Annotated in this window: 18 protein-coding genes and 2 pseudogenes; 14 read left to right on the forward strand and 6 right to left on the reverse strand. The window is 44.3% G+C overall.

Features of this window, described 5'->3' with window-relative positions; all coding sequences use genetic code 11:
- Positions 1-52: 52 nt before the first annotated feature.
- The 5 genes and pseudogenes from J4N45_RS05125 to J4N45_RS05145 all read right to left on the reverse strand — a co-directional run bounded on the left by J4N45_RS05125 (position 53) and on the right by J4N45_RS05145 (position 6,139).
- Entirely contained in the window at positions 53-1,048 is a 996-nt protein-coding gene (locus J4N45_RS05125) for an ABC transporter substrate-binding protein (protein WP_252013906.1), read from the reverse strand.
- Positions 1,049-1,260: 212 nt separating this feature from the next.
- Positions 1,261-1,869: pseudogene (locus J4N45_RS05130) on the reverse strand (peroxidase family protein); the annotation flags it as partial.
- Positions 1,832-3,169 (reverse strand): IS4 family transposase, encoded by a 1,338-nt coding sequence (locus tag J4N45_RS05135; protein ID WP_252012245.1) that lies wholly within the window; start codon positions 3,167-3,169, stop codon positions 1,832-1,834. The pseudogene J4N45_RS05130 and the gene J4N45_RS05135, both read right to left, overlap by 38 nt.
- 73 nt (positions 3,170-3,242) lie before the next feature.
- Positions 3,243-4,922, reverse strand: a pseudogene (gene katG / locus J4N45_RS05140) (catalase/peroxidase HPI); the annotation flags it as partial.
- Positions 4,923-5,128: 206 nt separating this feature from the next.
- On the reverse strand, positions 5,129-6,139 hold the full coding sequence (locus tag J4N45_RS05145; RefSeq protein ID WP_252013907.1) for an AraC family transcriptional regulator: 1,011 nt from the start codon (positions 6,137-6,139) through the stop codon (positions 5,129-5,131).
- Positions 6,140-6,261: 122 nt separating this feature from the next.
- On the opposite strand from J4N45_RS05145, the gene J4N45_RS05150 reads away from it, so the two are divergent.
- The 10 genes from J4N45_RS05150 (at position 6,262) to J4N45_RS05195 (ending at position 16,251) form a co-directional block, all read left to right on the forward strand.
- Positions 6,262-6,576: an MFS transporter gene (locus J4N45_RS05150; protein ID WP_252013908.1), complete on the forward strand. Its 315-nt coding sequence runs from the start codon at positions 6,262-6,264 to the stop codon at positions 6,574-6,576.
- The gene (locus J4N45_RS05155; protein WP_252013909.1) at positions 6,570-7,793 is read left to right on the forward strand and encodes an HlyD family secretion protein; all 1,224 of its coding nucleotides are present in this window, start codon (positions 6,570-6,572) and stop codon (positions 7,791-7,793) included. The genes J4N45_RS05150 and J4N45_RS05155 overlap by 7 nt, the downstream gene beginning before the upstream one ends.
- 688 nt (positions 7,794-8,481) lie before the next feature.
- Positions 8,482-9,174, forward strand: coding sequence for an ETEC_3214 domain-containing protein (locus tag J4N45_RS05160; protein WP_252013910.1), 693 nt, complete (start codon positions 8,482-8,484; stop codon positions 9,172-9,174).
- 9 nt (positions 9,175-9,183) lie between these two features.
- Positions 9,184-10,473: a transglycosylase SLT domain-containing protein gene (locus J4N45_RS05165; RefSeq protein ID WP_252013911.1), complete on the forward strand. Its 1,290-nt coding sequence runs from the start codon at positions 9,184-9,186 to the stop codon at positions 10,471-10,473.
- An 11-nt stretch (positions 10,474-10,484) separates the two neighbouring features.
- The gene (locus J4N45_RS05170; protein ID WP_252013912.1) at positions 10,485-11,387 is read left to right on the forward strand and encodes a hypothetical protein; all 903 of its coding nucleotides are present in this window, start codon (positions 10,485-10,487) and stop codon (positions 11,385-11,387) included.
- A 2-nt stretch (positions 11,388-11,389) separates the two neighbouring features.
- Positions 11,390-12,055 (forward strand): hypothetical protein, encoded by a 666-nt coding sequence (locus J4N45_RS05175; protein WP_252013913.1) that lies wholly within the window; start codon positions 11,390-11,392, stop codon positions 12,053-12,055.
- On the forward strand, positions 12,042-13,193 hold the full coding sequence (locus tag J4N45_RS05180) for a hypothetical protein (RefSeq protein ID WP_252013914.1): 1,152 nt from the start codon (positions 12,042-12,044) through the stop codon (positions 13,191-13,193). The genes J4N45_RS05175 and J4N45_RS05180 overlap by 14 nt, the downstream gene beginning before the upstream one ends.
- On the forward strand, positions 13,193-14,479 hold the full coding sequence (locus tag J4N45_RS05185) for a hypothetical protein (protein ID WP_252013915.1): 1,287 nt from the start codon (positions 13,193-13,195) through the stop codon (positions 14,477-14,479). Before J4N45_RS05180 ends, J4N45_RS05185 begins: the two co-directional genes overlap by 1 nt.
- 1 nt (position 14,480) lies before the next feature.
- Positions 14,481-15,035 carry a hypothetical protein gene (locus J4N45_RS05190; protein WP_252013917.1) on the forward strand — a complete coding sequence of 185 codons (555 nt, stop codon included), beginning with the start codon at positions 14,481-14,483 and terminating at the stop codon, positions 15,033-15,035.
- A 37-nt stretch (positions 15,036-15,072) separates the two neighbouring features.
- Complete coding sequence (locus J4N45_RS05195) at positions 15,073-16,251, forward strand: mechanosensitive ion channel family protein (protein ID WP_252013918.1); 1,179 nt, start codon at positions 15,073-15,075, stop codon at positions 16,249-16,251.
- A gap of 25 nt (positions 16,252-16,276) precedes the next feature.
- Here J4N45_RS05195 and J4N45_RS05200 read toward each other — a convergent pair whose 3' ends face one another.
- Positions 16,277-17,212, reverse strand: a complete 936-nt coding sequence (locus tag J4N45_RS05200) for a bile acid:sodium symporter family protein (RefSeq protein ID WP_234494180.1) — start codon at positions 17,210-17,212, stop codon at positions 16,277-16,279.
- Positions 17,213-17,647: 435 nt separating this feature from the next.
- On the opposite strand from J4N45_RS05200, the gene J4N45_RS05205 reads away from it, so the two are divergent.
- The 4 genes from J4N45_RS05205 to J4N45_RS05220 all read left to right on the forward strand — a co-directional run bounded on the left by J4N45_RS05205 (position 17,648) and on the right by J4N45_RS05220 (position 21,734).
- A complete protein-coding gene (locus tag J4N45_RS05205; RefSeq protein ID WP_252013920.1) occupies positions 17,648-19,042 on the forward strand; it encodes an NAD(P)/FAD-dependent oxidoreductase in 1,395 nt (464 codons plus the stop codon).
- Between the two features lie 95 nt (positions 19,043-19,137).
- Positions 19,138-19,983 (forward strand): DUF3626 domain-containing protein, encoded by an 846-nt coding sequence (locus J4N45_RS05210; RefSeq protein ID WP_252013921.1) that lies wholly within the window; start codon positions 19,138-19,140, stop codon positions 19,981-19,983.
- 82 nt (positions 19,984-20,065) lie between these two features.
- Entirely contained in the window at positions 20,066-20,209 is a 144-nt protein-coding gene (locus J4N45_RS05215; RefSeq protein WP_252013923.1) for a hypothetical protein, read from the forward strand.
- Positions 20,210-20,753: 544 nt separating this feature from the next.
- Positions 20,754-21,734, forward strand: coding sequence for a 6-phosphofructokinase (locus J4N45_RS05220; RefSeq protein WP_252013924.1), 981 nt, complete (start codon positions 20,754-20,756; stop codon positions 21,732-21,734).
- The last annotated feature ends 40 nt before the right edge of the window (positions 21,735-21,774 follow it).

Consider the following 21,774-nt stretch of genomic DNA (forward strand, 5'->3'; position numbering starts at 1 on the left):
CCGACTGATATAAAAGGCCTTTAACACTATACATGTTAAAGGCCTTGTTAGCTTACAATGATTGTTCCACCTTAGTAGCGACATCGGTGGAGACCCAAGATTTCCATAGTTCTGGATAAGACTCGAAGAAGTGATACATAGCTTCTTCGGCATCGGCTTGATTGTCTTCCATCCAAGCAAGAAGTTCGCTCATCTGCTTGTTGGTGAAGCCACGCTTGGCGAAATAGTCATTTGCATCGCCACCACGTTGTGCAAACTCTTCAGTGACCACAGTATGGACTGGTGATGGAGGATACATAGTCACCTTGGGAGACTCACAGTCTGGTTGGGTTGTACAGTTGCGATACTCGTCGATATCGGTTCCGCTGCCAAAATCGACTTTAACCATCTCATATTTTCCAAGCACGGGTGTTGGTGACCAGTAATAGCCGAACCAAGGTTTTTCTCGATCATACGACTTGGCGATGATGCCCGATAGGGCAGCGCCAGAGCCTGGGTCAATCATTTCGAAATTGTGCTTATCTAACTCTAGTGCATTAAAAAGATGTTCAGAAGTGATTTGACAAGTCCACCCAGCAGGACATCCGTAGAATGCATGTTTGTCATCGTTCTCGGGATGTTCAAAGAGAGCCGCGTGCTTGATGACGCCCTCGATGGTCGCGAGTTCAGGATACTGCTCCACCATGTACGCTGGCACCCAAAAACCCTCTTCACCACCTTCAGTAAGAGAGTTTCCGGCATAGCGTAGACGCTTGTCGGCAACCCCTTGGTCTAGCGCTTCTTTGATGCCATTGGTCCAAAGCTCTGGCGCGACGTCTGGTTGACCTTTTTCTATCATGGAGGTGCCTGTCGGTACACTGTCACCTGGAATCAACTCAGCGTCGCAATCGAACCCATTACTGAGGATAAATTGATCAATATGGGCCATCAAACTGGCTGAGTTCCAGTTCATGTCGGCGATGGTGACGGTTCCGCATTCTGAGGCGTTGGCTTGAGTGGTGATACCTGACAACACCAATAATGCCGTCATAGAGAGCTTTGACTTCATATGGGTACTTCCTTTGTCTTAGATAGTGTTCTAAAGATAAACGGAAATAGTGACAAGGTGAGGTAACTTACTAAAAATTGATGAGAAGTGTTATCGGTTTCACAGTGTGTTAAAGCAAAGCCTGACTTCGAAGATTTAGCGATGAACCGCTAACACAAAAAAGGGGTGACGTAATGCCACCCCAGTAATTGATGTTAACGACTTATGAGAGACTACTTAAGATCAAATCGGTCAGCGTTCATGACTTTCGTCCAAGCGGCGATAAAGTCTCTGACAAATTTCTCTTTGGCATCATCACACGCATAAAGCTCAGCAAGTGCTCTCAGTTGAGAGTTGGAGCCGAAGACTAAATCAACGCGTGTGGCTGTCCATTTTCTCTTACCTGTTGCTCGGTCAGTGCCCAAGTAAGCGCTATTATGAGGGCATACTGGTTTCCATTCTGTTGCCATGTCGACCAAGTTGACAAAGAAATCATTGCTGAGCACACCGACTCGGTCAGTTAGTACACCGTGTGATGTACCGTTATGGTTGGCCCCCAGTACTCTTAGGCCGCCAATAATTACCGTCATTTCAGGCGCAGACAGTCCAAGCAGCTGTGCTTTATCTAGCAACATTTCTTCGGCAGGCACCGTAAACAGCTTCTTCGAGAAGTTACGGAAACCATCAGCCTCAGGCTCTAATACCGCAAAAGAGTCGGTGTCTGTATGTTCATCGTTCGCATCGACTCGACCTGAAGAGAAGGGCACCTCAACCGCGAAGCCTCCATCTTGCGCCCAACGTAGTTCACTTAAGAGGAGCTGCGTTGCGATTAACAGGGTATCGGGTTTTTGATATTTTTACCGCCCTAGGCCGATTTGGCTTAGGGCGTTTGTCTATGAAGAGGATAGACAAATCACCTCGAAGGCTCTTTAGGCGTTTCGGCGTGTTACCTAAAGATACCGCTTTACTCATCACTTTGAGCTGGCTGGCTATAAATTGGCAAGCATACTTAAAACTTATTTCATTAGGTAAGCGTCCGTGTTCAACGGCGGCTTGACTAGCTTCTCGTCTCACCAAGTTATAACCGAGTAGCAGTCCCCATAACTCTTGATAGACAAGCTCGACTGTTTTGCTTCTCAACACTAAAGCGTTATGTTGCATCGAACTCTTGATGTCACGATAACCTAATTCGATCTCCCACCTTTCATGATAAAGCTCTGCCACGGATTGAGCATCGTACTTATCTCTAGGAAGAGAGGTAAACACCGTCTTGGATTTACCTTGGACCTCGTAAGTGACCGCCCTGACAGTCCATTTCTCAGGAAGATTAGGGTTTTTCTTACGAGCCTGCGGTGAGGTCTTCATTTCCACAAGCATGTCACTGCTTTCTTTATCGTCTAATAGGGTATATTTGACTCCTTTCTTTGCAGGGAGAAGCCAGTGTCTATTTATTCCACTGCTTTGGAGAGAAAGGAGTAAATCTGCTCCATAGAAACCTTTGTCCAGTAATGTCACAGAGTTGTCTGGTAAAGCGTTGATAAAGGGCATCGCTAGAGGGATTTCACCTCGGCGATAAGGGCTTATCGCAGCATCAACGATGACATGAGAGCGAACGTTCATCATGGTCACAACCCTCAATACTGGATGAGGGGTTTGTCTATTGCTAGACGTATTACCAGAGCCAAAATGTTCTCTTAGTTCGGGTGTGTCAGCTGTTCTAAAAAGAGCACCATCTACAGCAAAAACCTGTAGGCCCTGCCAAGTATCATCAGGGTATCGCTCAAGCCCCCACGTTCTCCCACATTGCCTAAATAGCCATTCAGGTGCTGCTTTACCCAAGCGTTGCCTTGCTTGGGTTAAAGCACTCTTTGCCAACAGTTCTTCATCAGCCAAACCGTCTGCACAGACGTTCATTCTCCGTGCGACTTCGGCAATGGGTTCATTACGGAAAAAAGCCATACCAACAATTAACCACAAAACCATATCACTCGGTAATCGGCGTCGACGGATTGTCGCTTTATCAGACAGAGAGGCTGCTTTAGCGACCCACTCATCAGGAATGTGTTCAGAGAATGTAGTGAGTTGAGCTACATCGACAGGGTTTTCTTCGAGGAAGTCGGCAAAGAAGTTTTGAATAGACATAAAAAATCGGAAACCTATAAACAGGTTTCCGATTGTCTCTCATCAGAAGGATCGGTCAATCGATTCTTATCTGATCTACATTGCCATCTTGCGCCGCTTTTTCAATGGCAGTATTACCTGCAAGAATGATTAAGTCAGCAATCGAAATACCTCGCTCCTGAGTGTTAAATTCGGAACGAACGGACTCCAGTTTTGTTAGTACCTTGTCGAGTTGTTCTGGTTGATTAGCTTCCCAGTCTTTTTGTGGAGCTAAGCGAATACGTCCACCGTTTGCACCGCCACGGAAATCCGAGCCTCGGTATGTGGATGCGCTCGACCACGCGGTATAAACAAGTTCGGATACCGTGAGGTCTGTCGATAGAATCGCTTGTTTCAGCTCCGCAATGTCCTTGTCTGACAGTGTACTAAAGGTCGCCTGCGGTAGTGGATCTTGCCAAATTAGGTCTTCATCGGGTGTTTCTTCCCCAATATAGCGGCTTTTCGGACCCATATCGCGGTGGGTAAGCTTAAACCAAGCTCGCGCAAAGGCATCAGCGAACTCATCTGGGTTTTCATGGAAGCGCTTTGAAATAGGACCATAGATAGGGTCCATGCGCATTGCCATGTCGGCCGTAGTCATGATGGTTTTAACTTTCTGAGAGGCGTCATGCGCTTTTGGTGCCATATGATCGTCGGCGACACCGATCGGCTCCCATTGCCATGCGCCCGCCGGGCTTTTCACGAGGTCCCAATCATAGCCAAACAGCATGTCGAAATAACCGTTATCCCACTGGATAGGGTTTGGTGTCCATGCACCCTCAATGCCGCTGGTGGTGGTATCGTCACCTTTACCGGTGCCAAAACTGTTTTTCCAGCCAAAACCCATCTCTTCAAGAGGTGCGGCTTCTGGCTCTGGTCCCATTTCTTCTTCAGAGCCCGCGCCGTGGGTTTTACCAAAGGTGTGTCCACCTGCGACTAGCGCAACGGTTTCTTCATCGTTCATACCCATTCGAGCAAAGGTATCGCGGATGTCCTTACCAGACGCAAGGATAGTCGGTTCACCGTTTGGACCCTCAGGGTTTACGTAGATAAGCCCCATTTGCACTGCGGCCAGCGGTTTCTCGAGCTTACGGTCACCGGAATAACGTTCGTCACCAAGCCATTCGCTTTCTGCACCCCAATAGATGTCTTCTTCTGGTTCCCAAATGTCTTGACGACCGCCAGAGAAGCCAAAAGTAGGCAGTCCCATTGACTCAATAGCAACGTTGCCCGCAAGGATAAATAAGTCGGCCCATGAGAGGCTGTTACCGTATTTCTTTTTGACTGGCCAAAGTAGGCGACGGGCTTTATCTAGGTTACCGTTATCGGGCCAACTGTTGAGTGGGGCAAAGCGTTGATTACCAGTATTAGCGCCGCCGCGTCCATCTGAAGTTCGATATGTCCCTGCGGCATGCCATGCCATTCGGATCATAAAGGGACCATAGTGGCCATAATCTGCTGGCCACCATTCTTGCGAATCTGTCATCAGCGCTTCGAGGTCAGCTTTTACCGCCTTGAGATTTAGCGCTTTAAACGCTTCTTGATAATTGAAATCTTGATCAAGCGGATTTGACTTGGTGTCGTTCTGATGGAGTATTTTTAGGTTCAATTGGTTAGACCACCAATCAAGGTTTTTTGTCGCTTTTCCACCAAGCCTAGTGTTACCACCAAGTATAGTATTTCCGCCATGCATTACTGGGCATTTGCCAGCATTACCAGTTTGTTCACCGTGCATATCTATCTCCTGAATGCGAAACAGTTAAGCGCTCCTCCAAACTGGCTTAGCGATGAGCTGAGTAAGTTGAGTGCGCCTCAATGACCATTAACTCGGTCTTACGTTATGCTGTAAGCATGGCATTGAAGCGGCAAAAACTCAGATTGCTTGTCCCTATTTCTTTGATAGGGAGGCTCGATTGTTGTGATGATGATGTTTGGATCTATTCAATAAGCGTCGGCGTAATTCTGTGCGTACTGTTTGGGGGTGACACCTCGGTACTTTTTAAACATGCGACTAAAACTCGTCATATTGGTATATCCCATTCTTTTTGCGATAGTTTCTAATGGAACACCCAATACTATTTGCTTAACAGTTTCTCCTGAAAGCACAAACCCCACGATAGACGTGAAATTAAGCCCTGAAGATTGTAGCCGACGCTGTAGTTGCTGTTCGGATAGCCCTAACAGCTGTGATACCTTGGCGAGCGTTGGTAGACCAAAATGTCGAGAGTAATTAACGACTTCGTAGAGCACTTTGGTATGATCCTGAGGATCAGGCATATCGAGATAACCGTCTAAGTCGGCAAAGCTCATTGATAACTTTTCAGGAGGTAGTGTAGGGACTTTATTGCCTTGTAAACGAAGGCGATTTGGCAGCCAAACCTCGGTTTTATTATGACCCCATTCAATGCGGCACCCGAAATGGGCTTCATACTCCATTTTATTGGCCAATGAACCGGGAAGGCAAACTCTATCCGGTATAAAGTCTTTCCCCAAATAATGCCTGAGGACGTTTAACATGAAGTTGGCCACTCGCACGCCATCTTGAGCTTTAGCGTTGGCAATTATCGAGTCGTTTCTATAGGTCCACTTAACGATGGGGCCGACGATCTCACCGCCAAAAAAAGCGCCTGATTGAATGCAGGTAATACCAGAGTTAATTCGACGAATCGTTGTTGCTAAATCATGTCCAGCAAAGAACCAATGACTCAACGACCCCAGCTTACTGAGATCCATCTGCCGCACGAGCGTAAGCACTGCATCAGGGTCCCCAGTAATACCTTCTATGTTTTCATAAAATTGATTGAGGACCGAGATCGGAATCAGGTTCATATCATATTCCAGCACAGAGTGTGGAATGCCGAGGGCGTCGGATGTAATGCCGTAAGTTAACTGAAGGCGATCTACTAACCCTTTGATTCCCATCACTCTTACAAAATGAACGTTGCGAAACATGACTTTTCCCTAGATATTGATTTCATCAAAATTGGCGGTATTTTGATAGAATCTATCACAATGTAACTAATTATTTCATCCTCACTTACACTTCCGGCTCGATTTAACTAAGAGAGCTATCAATGAGTTTAGTGAGTGTTCCTTTCGTTGGAACGGGGGCTGATACTGCGCTTCATGTTGTGTCAGCCGTCGTGTTAGTTGCCAGTATTGGCGCTGCTGTCTATGGATTTTGGCGGATCCATGAACTTCCAATTAACAAAGCGCATAGCCGTGACCATCACCAACTTGGGCTCATTACCGCGCTCACCTGGATTGGCTTTATCTGGCACTGGGTTTGGGTATTGGCAGTCATCATCGCATTTGTGGATATGGAAAAAGCCATAGTCCGATTGCGAGATATTTGGAACAGTGAAAAATCGGAGAGCGACGCATGTTAGAAGGTTTAGCGGTTTGGGCACTGTTTATCTACTTGCTCAGGCTAATTGGTATGCCTTGGAATAAATTCTCCAAAAGCTTTGCTTATGTGGGCGGTGTTGGTTGGTTGATGTTTGTTTGGGTAGGGCTGATTAACTATACGCCGATGGACTTATCGGGCGGATCACTGGTTCAAGCTCCGCATATTCACTTGCGCCCAGACTCATCGAACGTTTCTGGTAAGGTGATAAAGCTCCACATTGAGCCTAATCAGCAGATTCAGAAAGGGCAGCTTATCTATGAGATCGACCCAAAACCCTACCAGATTGCATTGGATCAAGCTGAAATCCAACACGATGCCGCTGACGTGTCCCTTGATAGTGCAATTCAAGATGTTGAAATAGCGAAGTCTACGTATTTATCATCACTTAAAGCGGTTGAGACCTCCCAAAGCCAGCTTAACGCAGCAGTCGTGGATTACCAATTACAGAAAAAAATGCTCAAGCGATTTCAAGAGCAGAACTCGGTTGTGAGCAACACCATTACTGAGAGTGACATTGATAAGCAGGTGAGCTTGGTTGAGGTAGCGCGTCATAAAGTGACGACTATCGAAGCGCAGCTTGAAAAGAAACGTGTGGATTCAGATAAAGCGAAGCTCGCCATCAATAAATCTGAGCTTGCTGTTGAGAGCAAACGCGCAGAGCTTCGCAACACGAAAGAGAATGTAGAACGAGCCCGATGGGACTTAGACAGTACCAAGGTTTACGCGCCAGCGGACGGTTTTGTGACCAACTTCATTCTTCGAGAAGGTCAGCTTTTGTCGCGAGTGCCTCGCTTGCAGATGTATACCAATGAAAAGTATGTGCTGATGCGAGTCAACCATCAGGCGATTCGTAATATCCATCAAGGACAGGCTGCAGAGTTTTCAACCTCGGTTTACCCCGGTCATGTATTTGCCGCCGAAGTTGAAGGTATTGTTGAAGCGACAGGTGAATCTCAAGGAACACTGTTGGCTCTGGATCAATCAGTGCGCACAACGACAGGTCAGAACGTTAACAACAAGCATCATTTTGTTCGTTTGAAGATCCGCGAGACAGAGGGCTATGACATTCCGGTTGGGGCAGTGGGACTCGCTTGGGTTAGCGGTGATAAACCCATTGGCTTTCTTGCATTTCTTGACGTCATCCGAGGAATTATCCTGAGAATGAAATCACAGTTGTACTTCTTCTACTCAATTTAACGAGTCCACTTACGATAGCACCTTTGCTTCGGTTCATTTGCCACCCTTTTGGGTGGCTTTTTTTGTTGTGTAACACGGCTCGTGAAATCTCTTTGTGCAAAAAGTCAGTGCTGGCACATCTTAGAGAGATGGCCCGAGTAACTAGAGCATGTTTAGTTTATATAGATATAAAATGGCTTCTATTTCGAACAATCAACAAGGTAGTATCTATCGGTTCTCATTATTGTTGTGAGGATAATATAACTGAAGCTAATGAACCGATCTTTTTCTGTATGTATCTAACATCATTCAAGGTTTATTTTTGTGATGAATATAAATTTATTTATGTCATATATAAACTAACTTTGGCTATTTGATATGCGAGGGTTAGTAGCAATGAGGCAAACAAAATGTGATCGGTGATTAACTTTATAATATGCGCATCATTTTGTTTAATGTTGGTTCTATGGATAAAAATTATAGTTTGGCAAAAATAACAAAATACTTAACAATATAAAAACACGATGACCATGGATTTTTTAGGGTTTTATTCGATAGTTGGTCGCAAAGTGAGCGAGGGGCGATTTTTGTGACGTTGGTTCAAACGCTTGTATGAGTGTAGTTGCTCTGATAACGTAAAAACATAAATATAAATAAGCAACTCAGTTGAATAATGGAATATAGCAAGCACCTTTCAAAGGCTAAGTCTGTGGCATTTTCTGTTGCCGCGATTATCGTATCTATTGGTACATGGAGTGACACTGAAGCTGTAATAATCAGTAACTACCAGAGAGTGGAAGCCACCTTTACGAATACCAACGAGTACAACCTTATCGATAAGATTAATGTTGGACACTCTTTTGAGTATTTATCTTCTCTAACGGGTGTTTCACAAGCAGTTAAAAGCTCAAAAATTGACGAAGAAGTACGGTTCTACTATTACAATTTTCGGAAGTTTCTTTTAAGCGTAGCGGTGAAGCAAGGGCGAGTTGCAAGTTATTCAATCCAGGCTTTAGTGCCGGACTTTAATGTAAATATACCATTTAGCAACGCGCAGTTGGACCAGCAGTCGTTGAGCAGAGTTATATCTGTGCCTGATGAAAGCTACTTTGAAAGTGGGAATTCAAACTTCTATCTTGACTCCATATCCCTTGGTCGAGATGCCATGTACAACACGTTAATGGTTGGCTCTTTTCAGTATATAACCTTTGATAGCGACATGGATAAGAAGATTTCGAAGTTAGATGACGCATTTGTTCTAGGTGATGAAAAACGAGAGCAGGAATTAAAAAGTGCCATTCGTAGCCGTTCAGCCAATACATTTGTCATTGGTGAGTTAACCGAACCTCTGCTTATCGAAATGTTGCTATCGAAATTTGAATATAGCGCCTACTTCTCTTAAAGGCTTAAAATGAAATACTACACAATTGCCCTATGTGTTGGCCTCGCTTTGCATGCCAATGCAGCTATTGATCCGTTTGAAGAATTAGATAACGAAGTTTCTAAAGCCTTCATTTCTCCAGAACAAGAACAAGCTGAGTTTGAAGCTTGGTATATCGCACACATGCAAGAATATGCTGCCTGGAGAAGTGCATATTTGAAGAAATGGGATGCGGAGCGTGAAGCGTCTCTTGTTAGTTGGGGTGATACAAAAATTGGTGCTAGCCATTACAGCGTCAAGCAGAACCCAGAGAAAGATACACGAACGATCGTTGACTATGATAACGATACTGTCACTGTCGAGGTGTTAGTAGATGCCAATGCAAGCGCTGAGGAAGTTTCTCAATTGCTTAAATCCGAGCTTGCTGGAGCTGAGGTTGATCACCAGCTTCTTGAATTCACTGCGAAGATAGACACTGTCGAGAGGGTAGTTAGCTATGATGTTGAAAATGAGAAGAAAGTTCTTCGAGAAATCGTAGAGCAGACGGAAGCTCAACTCAACGAAATCGAAAGACAAGCTGACCAATTGGCTATGCAGGCTGATGTAGAAGTCGATGAGTCAATCGTTAAAGCCCAGCAGCAAGCTCTTGTTGTCGAAGCCAAGCAGCGCATGACCTCGGTAAATGAAACCTATGAAAAGCAACGCAAAGAGGCGCAAGAACAGCCAGTTGCCGCTAAGAAAGTCGTGAGTCTCAGTGTCAAAATGCCGAGCAGCAGTCTTGAGCGACGTATTGAACCTTTCCTAGATGATGTCTATAAGCAAAGTGAAGAATTTAATATTAAGCCAGAATTGATATTGGCTGTCATGCATACAGAGTCTAGTTTTAACCCCGCTGCTCGCTCACCAATACCCGCGTTTGGGTTAATGCAAGTTGTCGCAACAAGTGCCGGACATGATGTAAATAGATTTGTGCACAAGATCGATGCACCTATGAATGAACGAGATTTATATAAGCCAGAATACAATATACAGGCTGGGACAGGCTATTTGGATATTCTCAATACAAGATATCTAAGAGAGATTACTAATCCCAAAAGCCGAGAGTATTGCATTATCGCTGCCTATAACACAGGAGCAGGCAATGTAGCCAAAGCATTTGGAGAACGTCGAATAAAAGCTGCGGCGAAGAAGATAAACGCCATGACTCCGGATGAGGTCTATAGCACGTTAATTAATAATCTTCCATACGACGAAACCATCAATTATCTGAAGAAGGTTACTAAGCGTCAGCGTGACTACAGTGCGGAGGTTACTGAGTGAGGTTGTTTGGATTGTTTGCATTATCACTTAGTCTTACAGTGAATGCTGGCCTAGATATTCCTTCTGACTCAGGCTCCACTATTTATGGATTGGGTGCCGGTCACAGTATGCAAGAAGCTGAACGCAGCGCTGTAGCGAATATTGCACAAAAAATTGTATCCAGCATTTCAGTGGAAACTCGTTCACTGGTTGAGTTTAAAAATGGTGAAACGAACGAAGAATTCAGTGAACTAATGGTGATGGAAAGTGATCGACTACCTATATATGGCTATAGAGTTGAAAAGCAAGTCAGCGGCGATTTGTATGAGGTCTTGGTTAGTATTGACACCCATCAACTAGCTAATGCGTATCACTCGAAACTTAATAGTGATATTACGCGAATAGAGAACATTATTAAGTTGGCAAAAACTAGCGAGCCCATTGATGCGCTAAAACATATGTTGTCGATAAGAGAAGAGTTGGCGTCTATTTATACGGTTTCTAGTGCATTGCAAGGTATTACAAAGAGTGATGCTTCTCACTACCAAGATAGGCTACTTCCGTTACTTCATGAAGCATCAATTCAAAAGTCTAGAGCTCATATCCACGTGATTTCTGATAGAAGCACGACGGATATATCTGATTATTTGACTGAGATTGCTCAACAGATTGGAGTGACTTCTCAAACCGGCACCAAATATCAGATCGTTTTGTCTGGTAAGCGAAAGCAAGCCAGTAAAAATGGACAGTTTCGGATTAACCGTTCGATTCGCGTTGAACTTCGTCAGGTAGGCATGGTTCAGCCGATCATTTTAAAAAACTATAACTATACAAGCCCAGCATCTGAATCTTATGAAAAAGCCGAGGACGCGATTTATGAGAAGTTCTTATTAGAGCTAGGATCTGAGCCATTTGATAAAATACTAGGAGTGTAATTTTGAAATACAAGCTATTAACAATGTTAGTTGGAAGCACTATTTTGGCTGGTTGTGCAAGCAACGTATCTATGTGGGACAACCGCGAAGAACTACTTGCAGATATCGAAGCAAGTTGTGTGGAGAATACCAAAGGTTATACCGAATATGCTCCAGCTTTCGACCAAGCTTCAAAAGGCGTTTTGTCTGTCACTAAACGTCAATGTGAGGTAGTCGGCGAGTATCAAAACATTCGTAAAGAGCACAAAGATGTTCAGCAATTCTTTGCGATGCACTCAGATAAATCAAAAGAAGAGATTGTTCAGCTTCTAAATGATGACCCTAAGATGCAATCGAAATACAACGACTATACCAAGGCTCAAAGCAAAATCTTCAACGCTAACCTTGAGCTGGCCATTAAGCTTGGTGTTCAGGCGATAGAGGTGACGAACCTCGCCGCGTCTAACGCGACTGCGGTAGCGAAAGCTGAAGCGTATAAGTTTATTCAAGGAGCGATTGACCCTGAAGAACATCCAATTGGTTTCGTTGTAGATGAAATGCAAACGCGAGTGGGCTTAATCACTGATAGCAACGGCTTGATTAGCGCAGAGCAACAGTTTATCAAAGATATGGACGCAGCGGACAAGGCTATCAAGGAACGTATAGGTCAGAGCAATGACGAAGCTTAATGGAATTACCGTTGCCCTGTTGTCTTTGGTAGTCGTGGGTTGTCAAAGTACTCAAGCACCACAGAGTCGTGTAAAAACCAATGCACACAAAGGGGCATCAGAGTATGAATATGCGAAAGCTCCTGAACAGTTTCAAGACAGTGATATAGAGCTTCCCGCTTATTACAACACGCGCGGGCTTGATAAGTGCACGTTTGAGGTAAATAACGAGCATCCAGATTGCCCACTTAGCAAGAAAGTACTGCGCTTGTATATGGCCGACCCGATAACTGCTGATACTGAAAATCCCAATGACTGGCTGGCTTCTGTTCGTGCTTATGATGGTCGCCAATTATTGAATCAATTTGAAAACCAACTGGTTGGTCTGAATCGATTTAGAATTGTCACTGGCGATGAGCGAACAGTTAAGTTTCTTGGTGATTCCATGGCGGGGATGTCAGATGCTGAGCTGACGCGCCGTATGAAAAATGGTGTTCTTCACCCTGATTATGCGATGACGATTGATGCAGTTAAAACCGGCGAGTTAATCACTGGTGGCTCTACTAACCTCGTAGATTTGAGCCTCGATTTCTCTATCGGTTTTGTTGACCCTTACACTCAGGAAAAAATCAGTTACCCCAACGTTGGCAAGATCAAGGTTCGTACTGGTGATGTTAAGCCGATGAGTGAGATGCAATTCTGGATGCAATCTGGTCAGATTGAAGGTGGTTTTGACATCTATGATGCCAATGCTGTTTCTGCCGTCTTGAATGATATGTCTTCGCGAGGATTCGGTATCGCTCTTAGCAGAATGTTATCTGAAGTGCCAGCGACGGCACAGGTGCTAGGCGTTAAAGGTGACCGTATCTCTTTAGACCGAGGTCAGAATGCTGGAATTTTACCCAACGAAACTATGGTGATATTCGAGTACAGCCTTGGGTTTGCTGAACCTGTGGGTGTGGCGAGAGTTAACCCAAGTGACATCGAAAGTCAGGGCAAAATCGTTAAGTGGAAGAGCTCCAAAGATGCGAAACGCATCAAGGGAGAGGCTGAGGAAGGTATCTATCGTCCTGCTCGTGACGCGAAACTGTTCGCTGTAAGCGTGGGTACGCCGAAAGACTTCCTGGCGAGCCGAATCACATCCGGTGGAGTTTTGTAATGGAAACGATAAAGTGGGCGCTAACTAGCGCCCTCTTTTTGACTCAGGGCGTCATGGCAAATGAACTCATTTGGCAAGAGCCTGAGTTGAAAGTTGCATACCAATCTTGTGTTCACGGTAGAGGCGCAGCCGCGAAGTCATCGGCAATCGAAGAGGCACCAAAATACGCCGTTGAATCGTATTTGAAGGCCTTGGACAGCACGTCCTACAGTCAGAAAAAAAAGATTAAGCAAGGACTTTGGTCTGAACAAGTGACAAGCAGTTCAGGCAAAGGTTATTTGAACTTTCAAATAGGTGATACTTATCTACAAGGCAGTGAAACCTGTGTCGATGTCATAGCGAGCCTCCTGAAAAATGATAGTGATGAGGGTGACTGGGTATGGGATGAGTCGAGTGATGAGCATGTCTTTAGAGTAGAAGTCATTGCTGAAAAGTCGCAGGACAAGGCTTCTTTGCATGTTGCAGAATCTAAAGCTCAGATATTAGCGATTGAAAAAGCCTTATCTGGTATGGGTATTGATTCTGGGCACGCCAGTGCTATTCACTCGGCGAGCCTTCAGTTTATCCAGGACTCGGTGTTACTAGAACACCAAAGTACGGGTGAGCAAACTAAAGCTCTGATGGACATATCCATTGACCTGAGAGGTCTAAAACAGATAGCAGAGAATCACTACTTGCTTCTCAATCAACCGACAGTCCTCGTTCATGTAGAGAATAGCCAGATTCGCGCGAAGGTACTGGAAATATTGGAAAGGTCTGGGATCAAGACAGCACTTAAGCTTGAAGATGCAGACATGATCTTAAAGCTCGACTCGGCTTTAACTAAAAGAGAAAAACGAGCCCAGCTATCAATGTCCTTTACTCTATTTGATAAGCGATGGATTCCACTGTCTCATTGGAATAATACACCTCAGCAATACGCATTACCTGACAGTGATAACGTCGAGATTCGCCTCGCATCTGTGCATTTAGAAGGGGGAGCTGAAGATTTTCAATCTATGCTCGAAAAGGGCTTTGAGTCGTTGACCGATAGAGGTGGCAAGATAATAAGTATCCATATGCCAGGCCTGGCGAGTTCGCAAGAGGTATCTCGCTGGCTAGCCCAAAACCCTCAGTATAAAGAGCCTAAAGTTGACAGAAATGAACAAGGAAAGGTTATCGAGTTTCGTTCTTTTTCCTTGCCGCAGTCTGTTGCTAATGAGCTTACCTCAGATACGTCTCTCTTTGAGGGCAGTCCGTTCCAAATAAGAAAGATAACAAACAATTCAATTACAGTGGTTAGATAAAATGATTAAACAAATAAAACAAAATATCGCCCTAGTAGCACTAACATGCTTGCCAGTCAGTGCATTCGCTGATGGCTTAGAGAGCTGGGTATATCAGCCAGAGTTTGCAGACGGTCTCGCTGCAGTGGGCTGCGCCTCTTCTTCAGGAAGCTTTAATATCGATAAAAGGCGCGCGGAAAGCGCAGCGCGATCAAGTTTGATTCAGTCCATTAACATGAAAGCGAGCACCATGGACCGACATGTTTCTGAGTTAGTAAGCAACAATCAGGGAACGAGTGTTTCGGAAACGTTTGTGACTATTAGCAAGCAGATTTCTGAATCGAGACTTCGCCAATCAAAGATCGTTAAACTTGACGTTGGTGAAATCTATGGTGAAAAGCAAGTCTGTGCAATGGCTGCCATCGATAATAGAGTTCTTGAAAGCTATTTCAATGACATGGTCAGCATGAGTGGTACCAATATTGACCCTGATGATAAAACAGCCATGTATCAGGAGTTTAAAACTCAAAAAGCCGTATCGGATCTTGAAGGCGAACTAAAAAGACTGACTCAGTAAATTGAGAAAAGTACTTAGCTAATCGGTGTAAAGGATTATGGATTATTTGGAAACTCTAAAGTCACTCTATCTGTCGTTAACTGAAGTGGAAAAGCACTTCTTTCAGATTGCGGCAACAACCATATCTTTCTGCCTAATCCCTTGGATTGTGAGAACGATACTCTCTCGGTTTTTAGATATGAATCCAAACAGAGTGAAAGCGAAGTATGAAGTGAAATTTGTACATCGTGTTCAATACCTGGTGGGCTTTGTATTTAGTATCTTTTGGTTCCAATACTTTTCGGTGCAAGGCTGGTATAGCAAATTGGCAGAGATTGGAGTGTTACTCTTTTCTGTTTTGGTTGTCCATTCGGTTTTAGATTTCTTAGAAGCGCAATTCTCTCGCAGTGAGTCTTTAGATGGGATACCGATCAAGCCTTTTGTTGAACTCATTAAGATAGCCAGCTCGGCGATCATGTTAGTGCTGATGATCGCTATTTTGCTGGATATCCCACCGATGGCATTAGTCAGTGGTATTGGTGCAATGTCTGCTGTTCTTTTACTGATCTTCAAAGACAGTATTCTAGGAACTGTTACGGCCATTAAGATCAATGTTCATAGGCTGGTACGCAAAGGAGACTGGATAGAAGTCGATAAGTACGATGCAGATGGTGTAATTAAAGACATTACTCTCAACGTAATCACGGTAGAGAACTGGGATAAAACGACGTCAATCATTCCGACTTATGAAATTCTTAATGTTGGCCTTAAGAACTGGAGAAGCATGACTCTACAAGGGAGACGGATAAAACGTAGCCTTTCTTTGGATGCCAATAGCATCAAGTTTTTAGACATGAATCATGTCAATCAGCTTGCGACGGTCCCATTGCTGCGTCGCCAAATAGCAGAGCTGTGTGAATCTCATCAGTTGCATGAATTGGGTGACAATATGAACAAGCGTTGCTTGACTAATGCTGGATTGTTTCGACTTTATGTAGAGGCATACTTGCGCTCTAGAGGCGATATAAATCGAGACCATACTCTGATGGTTCGTCAGCTAGATTGCTCTTCTAAAGGTGTCCCTCTAGAGGTCTACTGTTTTACAAAAAATACAGACTGGGGGCATTTTGAAACGGTACAGGCCGAGATTTTTGAGCACCTGTACTCTGTTCTGAACCTATTTGAGTTACGCGTCTTTCAAGACGTGAGTCATCTTGACTTTGAGCGAGCAGCGTAAAAGGAGTTACACTGCTCGCATCCTATTAGCAAGCCGCAGTGTCTTTAGCTGGAGTTTCCTTCTTACGGACCCAATACCCTGCAAGAAGTGAACCTGAGATATTGTGCCAAACCGAGAAGATAGTGCCGGCTATCGCAGACGCTGGTGAGAAAAACTTCATTGCCAATGCGGTCGCCAAGCCGGAATTTTGTAAGCCAACCTCGAAGGCGATCGTCCGGCAAGTGGATTCGTTGAAACCGAGCAAACGGCAGCAGTAATAACCAGCGGTGAGACCAATGCTGTTGTGCAGGATTACCGCAAGCGCGACTAACGGACCGACTTGGCTTAGGTTTTCTGAGTTCAAAGCCACTACGATGGCAATGATCAAGACGATAGCGATCATGGAGATAAGTGGAAGTAGGGCGTTTGCCTTAGCGACGGCCTTGTGAGCAAATGTGTTGATGAGCAGACCAATGCCGACAGGTAGCAGGACAATCTTCACTAAGCTCATTAGCATCGCGGATACCGGAACATCCACTCTCTCACCGACTAATAGCTGAATCAGCAACGGCGTTAATATGATGCCAAGTAACGTTGATATTGCCGTCATTGAAATAGAGAGCGCGACATTCCCTTTTGCTAAGAAAGCCATCACGTTGGAGGACGTTCCGCCCGCAACGCTGCCCACCAACACCATTCCGACTGTTAGCTCAGTATTGAAGCCGAGTAGGTAGCTAATGAGAAGTGCGGTTAATGGCATGACGAGGAACTGCAACAGAACGCCAACACCGACTGCTTTTTTAAACTGAAAAACATTAATGAAGTCTTTGGGAGACAAGCTTATCCCCATGGCGAGCATGATGATTGTCAGGAGTGGAATAATTTGCGCTTTGAGACCAACAAACAGTTCTGGTGAAAAATAAGCTGCGGCTGCAAACAATACTGCCCAAACTGGAAACAGTTGGGTAATTCTTCCTATCATGCTGATGTCCTTATCGTATGGAAAAGCTAGCTAGGTATGCCTACTAGGCTTTTCGAGTTCGTTTTATATTCAATGGGATGGGTATAGTTCCATAAAGTGAACGTGCAGAAAAGATAACCATATCAATACGGATTTAGATTCTATGATCTCTCGGTATTTAGTGGTGATATTTCGATGGTGAATAGTTAAGTGTGCTTAATCGCTTTCCAAAATGTAGTTAGTAGTTATTTACTCTGTATCTATCGACCCTTTCCCATGTTCTCCAAGGTCTATCGCGTTGAAATCGAGGTCTTATCATTGCTAGTTATATATAGAGATGATTCCTGACAACGATTTTGAAAGGTGTGAAGTTTGTCGACACGACTTTCAGGAAACGGAGAGCTATTATTCTTGGTATATCGTCTACTGAAATTACGATTCCACTTGGAGAATTTGATGGCAAACTTAAGTCATTTCCAGCGCACTTTGACGCTTTTCCTTTTTACTTTTTTTCTCTTAGCCTGTGGACCAGCGAAAAGCGATTTTGAACCCAACAACAGCTACTGGTTTGATGAAAAACCTAAACAAGATAACCCGCCGCTAAACCAAGACATCAAAGTGGACATTGCCGTCATTGGTGGTGGCTACAGTGGTCTTTCAAGCGCTTGGCATTTGGCGAAGGCTAACCCAGCTCTCAATATCGTGATTTTCGAAGCAAAACAGGTGGGTAGTGGGGCGTCTGGCCGCAATGGCGGCATGGTGCTGCCAGGTTCAGAAGAGATGGACTTCTATGAAGACGGTGAGGCGAGCAAGCGTCACTATGACCTGACTGTAACTAGTATGAAAAAGCTTGAAGCTCTGGTGAAGTCAACGGGTGTCGACGCTGACCTGGTTCTTGATGGTTATCTAGAAGCGATTCTTGATGAGGAGGATATCGCCGAATATCAAGAGTACGTAGAGACTGCTAACGACTTGGGTATACCGCTTGAGTATTGGAATGCAGACGAAACGGAAGAAGAACTCGGTACGGATCGATATGTTGGGGCAGTTTACGATCCTAATGGTGGTCAGGTGCATGCTATGAAGTTGGTTAACGCACTGAGAAGAGCGGTGGAATTAGCCGGTGTTACCATTTATGAGCACAGTCCGGTGACCGACATTCAAGAGGGTAAACAAATCACCCTAAGCGTTGCTGACAAGTACAAGGTTACAGCCGATGATATCGTACTAGCAACCAACGCCTTTACTTCGAAACTGGGTTATTTTTGCGGTCGAGTGTTCCCAGTGCATGCGCAAAGTGCAGTGACGGAGCCATTGAGCGAAGAACAGCTTGACGCCATTCAATGGCAGCCTGGAATGCCATACTTCGATACCCGCAATTTACTGTTTCATTTAGTGCTCACTCCAGACAATCGTATCGTAATTGGTGGGGGCAATGCAGAATATGAGTTTAATGACGGTTTAGTCTACAAGGGAGATCTAGAAGCAGTCAGCGATATGATGATGACGGAACTTGTGACACTGTACCCTGCGTTGAAAGGCATTAAGTTCGAACGCGTATGGAATGGTGTATTGGGCATGACTGGCGATAGCAAAGAAGCAGTAGGCGTAATGGGTGAGCATCGCAACATCTACTACGCGCTTGGTTATAATGGACACGGCATCAATCTGGCGTTTTTATTTGGTGATGTTGTTGCCACTCTATACCGAGGCAAGGCTCATCCGTGGTTTGATCATGCTGACGAAAGTTTACCTATGTGGCTACCTCCAGAGCCTGCCAAATCGGTCGGTATTAAATCGACGTTAATGCTCTATAAGAAACAAGACGAAGCGTACTTAGAGAAAGAGTAGATGGTTGCGGGGTCGTATCTTAGGTGATCTACTTCGTTGCTTTGCTTAAAGAAATATCAGAGACTGAGTGTCGATAGATAGAAGATGGAGCAAGCATGAGCCGCAATAACCCAGTCGATGTAGCCCTTATCAATGTCCGCAATAAATCGAAGGGGACGTCCTTACAGAACGCGTTTACGGTTACTATCAACTTCCACCCTGACCGATTAACCTCAGACAACACACCTCTACTTTTGGCGATGGCACATTCTGGAGTTTTAAAGTCTCAGTTCGAAACCCAAACCAGTAACGGTGGCTTAACCGCCTACAAAGGTGGAGAGCGCTGGCAGTGGGAACAGAGAGTATTTGATGGAGCGTACGATGACGCTCCTGATAACCTTAGGCCCAAGTATGGTGCGCTAAACTATCGTCAGTATCCAATGGGCGCCTCCCCAAGGTTTGGCTCGGCTTTTTTTAAACTCAAACCTCATGTACTCGAGCGCACCACCTTCTGTTACCCAGACAGTTATTTTAATCCTGAAGATTTTGCGACCTCAGATCGACTCAGCGATCTCGTTGCTATGGCGACTCAAGCGCAAGTGGATCGCCTTGATGATTATATAGAGGCTCACATCCATGGCGAGCTCTCTCTTTGTGTAGACGTGGAGAGTTTGGTACTTGACCCAGTATACCGTTCAACGCCAATCGAGCAGCAAGCTCGAGATCTTGGAGTTGTTGTCGAATGGCATGATGGGTATGAGCTTACGATAGAACATATGGCTCAGTTTCCAGACTATCGAGGTCAGGAATACATTGAGCTTGCCAAACGCATTGCGGTCAATGGTGTTATAGATGCTGCCTTATTGGGAAAGGCGGTAACTGAGCAAAACTATGAGGAACAAGAGGTAAAAAAAGTCTGGCACTATTTAGCTCGATTTGGTTATCGAGGAGACAAGTGGTAAATGCACCTAGGTTGCATCCGAGGTCAATTAAGTGCGGTATTTTTGTTCAAAGAGAAAACACTTAACTTTGAGGACCACACAAATGAACCGAATCGTAACTACCCTTGGCTACGGCATTCTATTGAGCAAATATGCTGTCGTTGTTTTGATTGCTGGCATTACAGCGAATACTGGCGTAATGGCTGGTGACTTGATGCTAGTGGGGCTGGAGACAACTGAGCGCTAGATAACGTCTGATTTTCAATGCTAAAGCAATATACCTCTGTTTGGCTGAGGACACTTTTTCCTCAGCTCAACAGATTAAAACGAACTGACCGCTTGTCGACTCATGTAGAAATACTTTATTCATAGTAAATTACCTACAATTAACCCCATCAATGATATGTCATGCATCGGTTTGTTGTTACGCATTGTTACAGTAAGAAATGTATTTTATCAATCATTGAGAATGTTTTCCTTCTCCGATTAAAAACGATGATTGCCCTAATAAGATCCCAGTCACAAATTCATCTAAAATCATATTAATAAGACCTGGTGACAATAATTTAACACCCCCGAAGAGAAATGAGCTTTAGATCTCTAAAAACTACCCTTGAATTGTTAAATAATTTAACAATTCAAGGGTGGTTTGTGATTTATGTCACTAAAACATGGCTGTTGCATCTGCTTGTTGAATGGGTTGGTACTTTTTATTTGGTTCTTTTATCGATCTTGATCACGGTTAGTTTTTTTGTAGTAGCCGATAATAAACTCAACAAAGGGGCACTACTATGAAACTTGGAATTGTATTGAGCGGCGGTGATGCTGTTGGTATAAACAACTTTATATATCAGGTCGCTAAATTATCGAATGCGGACATCGTTATTTATAATGGTGGAATTCTCGGGCTGCTTAATGGTAATAAAAAAGATGTAAGCTTTAGAGATTTAGCTGATTACTCATTGTCTTCAATGCCTATTATATCTTCAGGAAGAACAAGCCGCTTTCTAAACGACAACGAATACTTGTCGATTGCAGACAGGCTACGTAAAGACAAAGTTGGAGCATTAATATGTGCTGGTGGCGATGGTTCTATGCGTTTCCTAGCAAAACTCAGTGAATTTGGAGTTAATTGCTTTGGCGTTGGTATGACGGTCGATAATGATCTTGATGGCTCTGAGTTTACAATTGGCTTCTCTACTGCTTGTGAGCAGGTATTAAGAGAAGTTTCTAAATTAAGAAATACAGGTAGAGCACTGGCGAATCGCGTATTTATGGTGGAAGTTCTTGGTGCTTATTCTGGTGAGCTAACTCTTCAATCTGCAATTAAGTCTAATGCTGATTTTGCCTTGATACCAGAGCATCAAATTGATATCGATGAGTTGGCAATGCGCATTCAAGAGAAGCTAGCACTTCAAAATAGCGTCATAATTTTGTGCGCTGAAAGCTACACAAAGGAGTATGAACCAGGCTTCCAAGGAGCGATAAACACAGTCTCTGCAGCTCTTGAGCCAAAGATTGGGGTGAGAATCCGTAAGACCACTCTAGGGTTTGGTTTAAGAAGCGGTGAGCCAACAACCGAAGAAATTTATCAGGGTACGATTGCTGCAACGGAAGTCGTGCGCTGTATTCAAAGTGGCATGGCCAACAAAGTTATTGTCATCAATTCAAGTAATAAACCTATCCCTGTCGATTTGGGTTCAATGACAAGCAGGGTTGTGGATAAAGACGGTCATTTCTTTAAATTGGCCGAACAATTAAAAATAGTCTAACCCAGTGTTATGAAAGGTTAATATGTAGAATCAGGAGGAC

The sequence above is a fragment of the Vibrio sp. SCSIO 43140 genome (assembly GCF_023716585.1).
GTDB classification, from domain to species: Bacteria; Pseudomonadota; Gammaproteobacteria; order Enterobacterales; family Vibrionaceae; genus Vibrio; species Vibrio maritimus_B.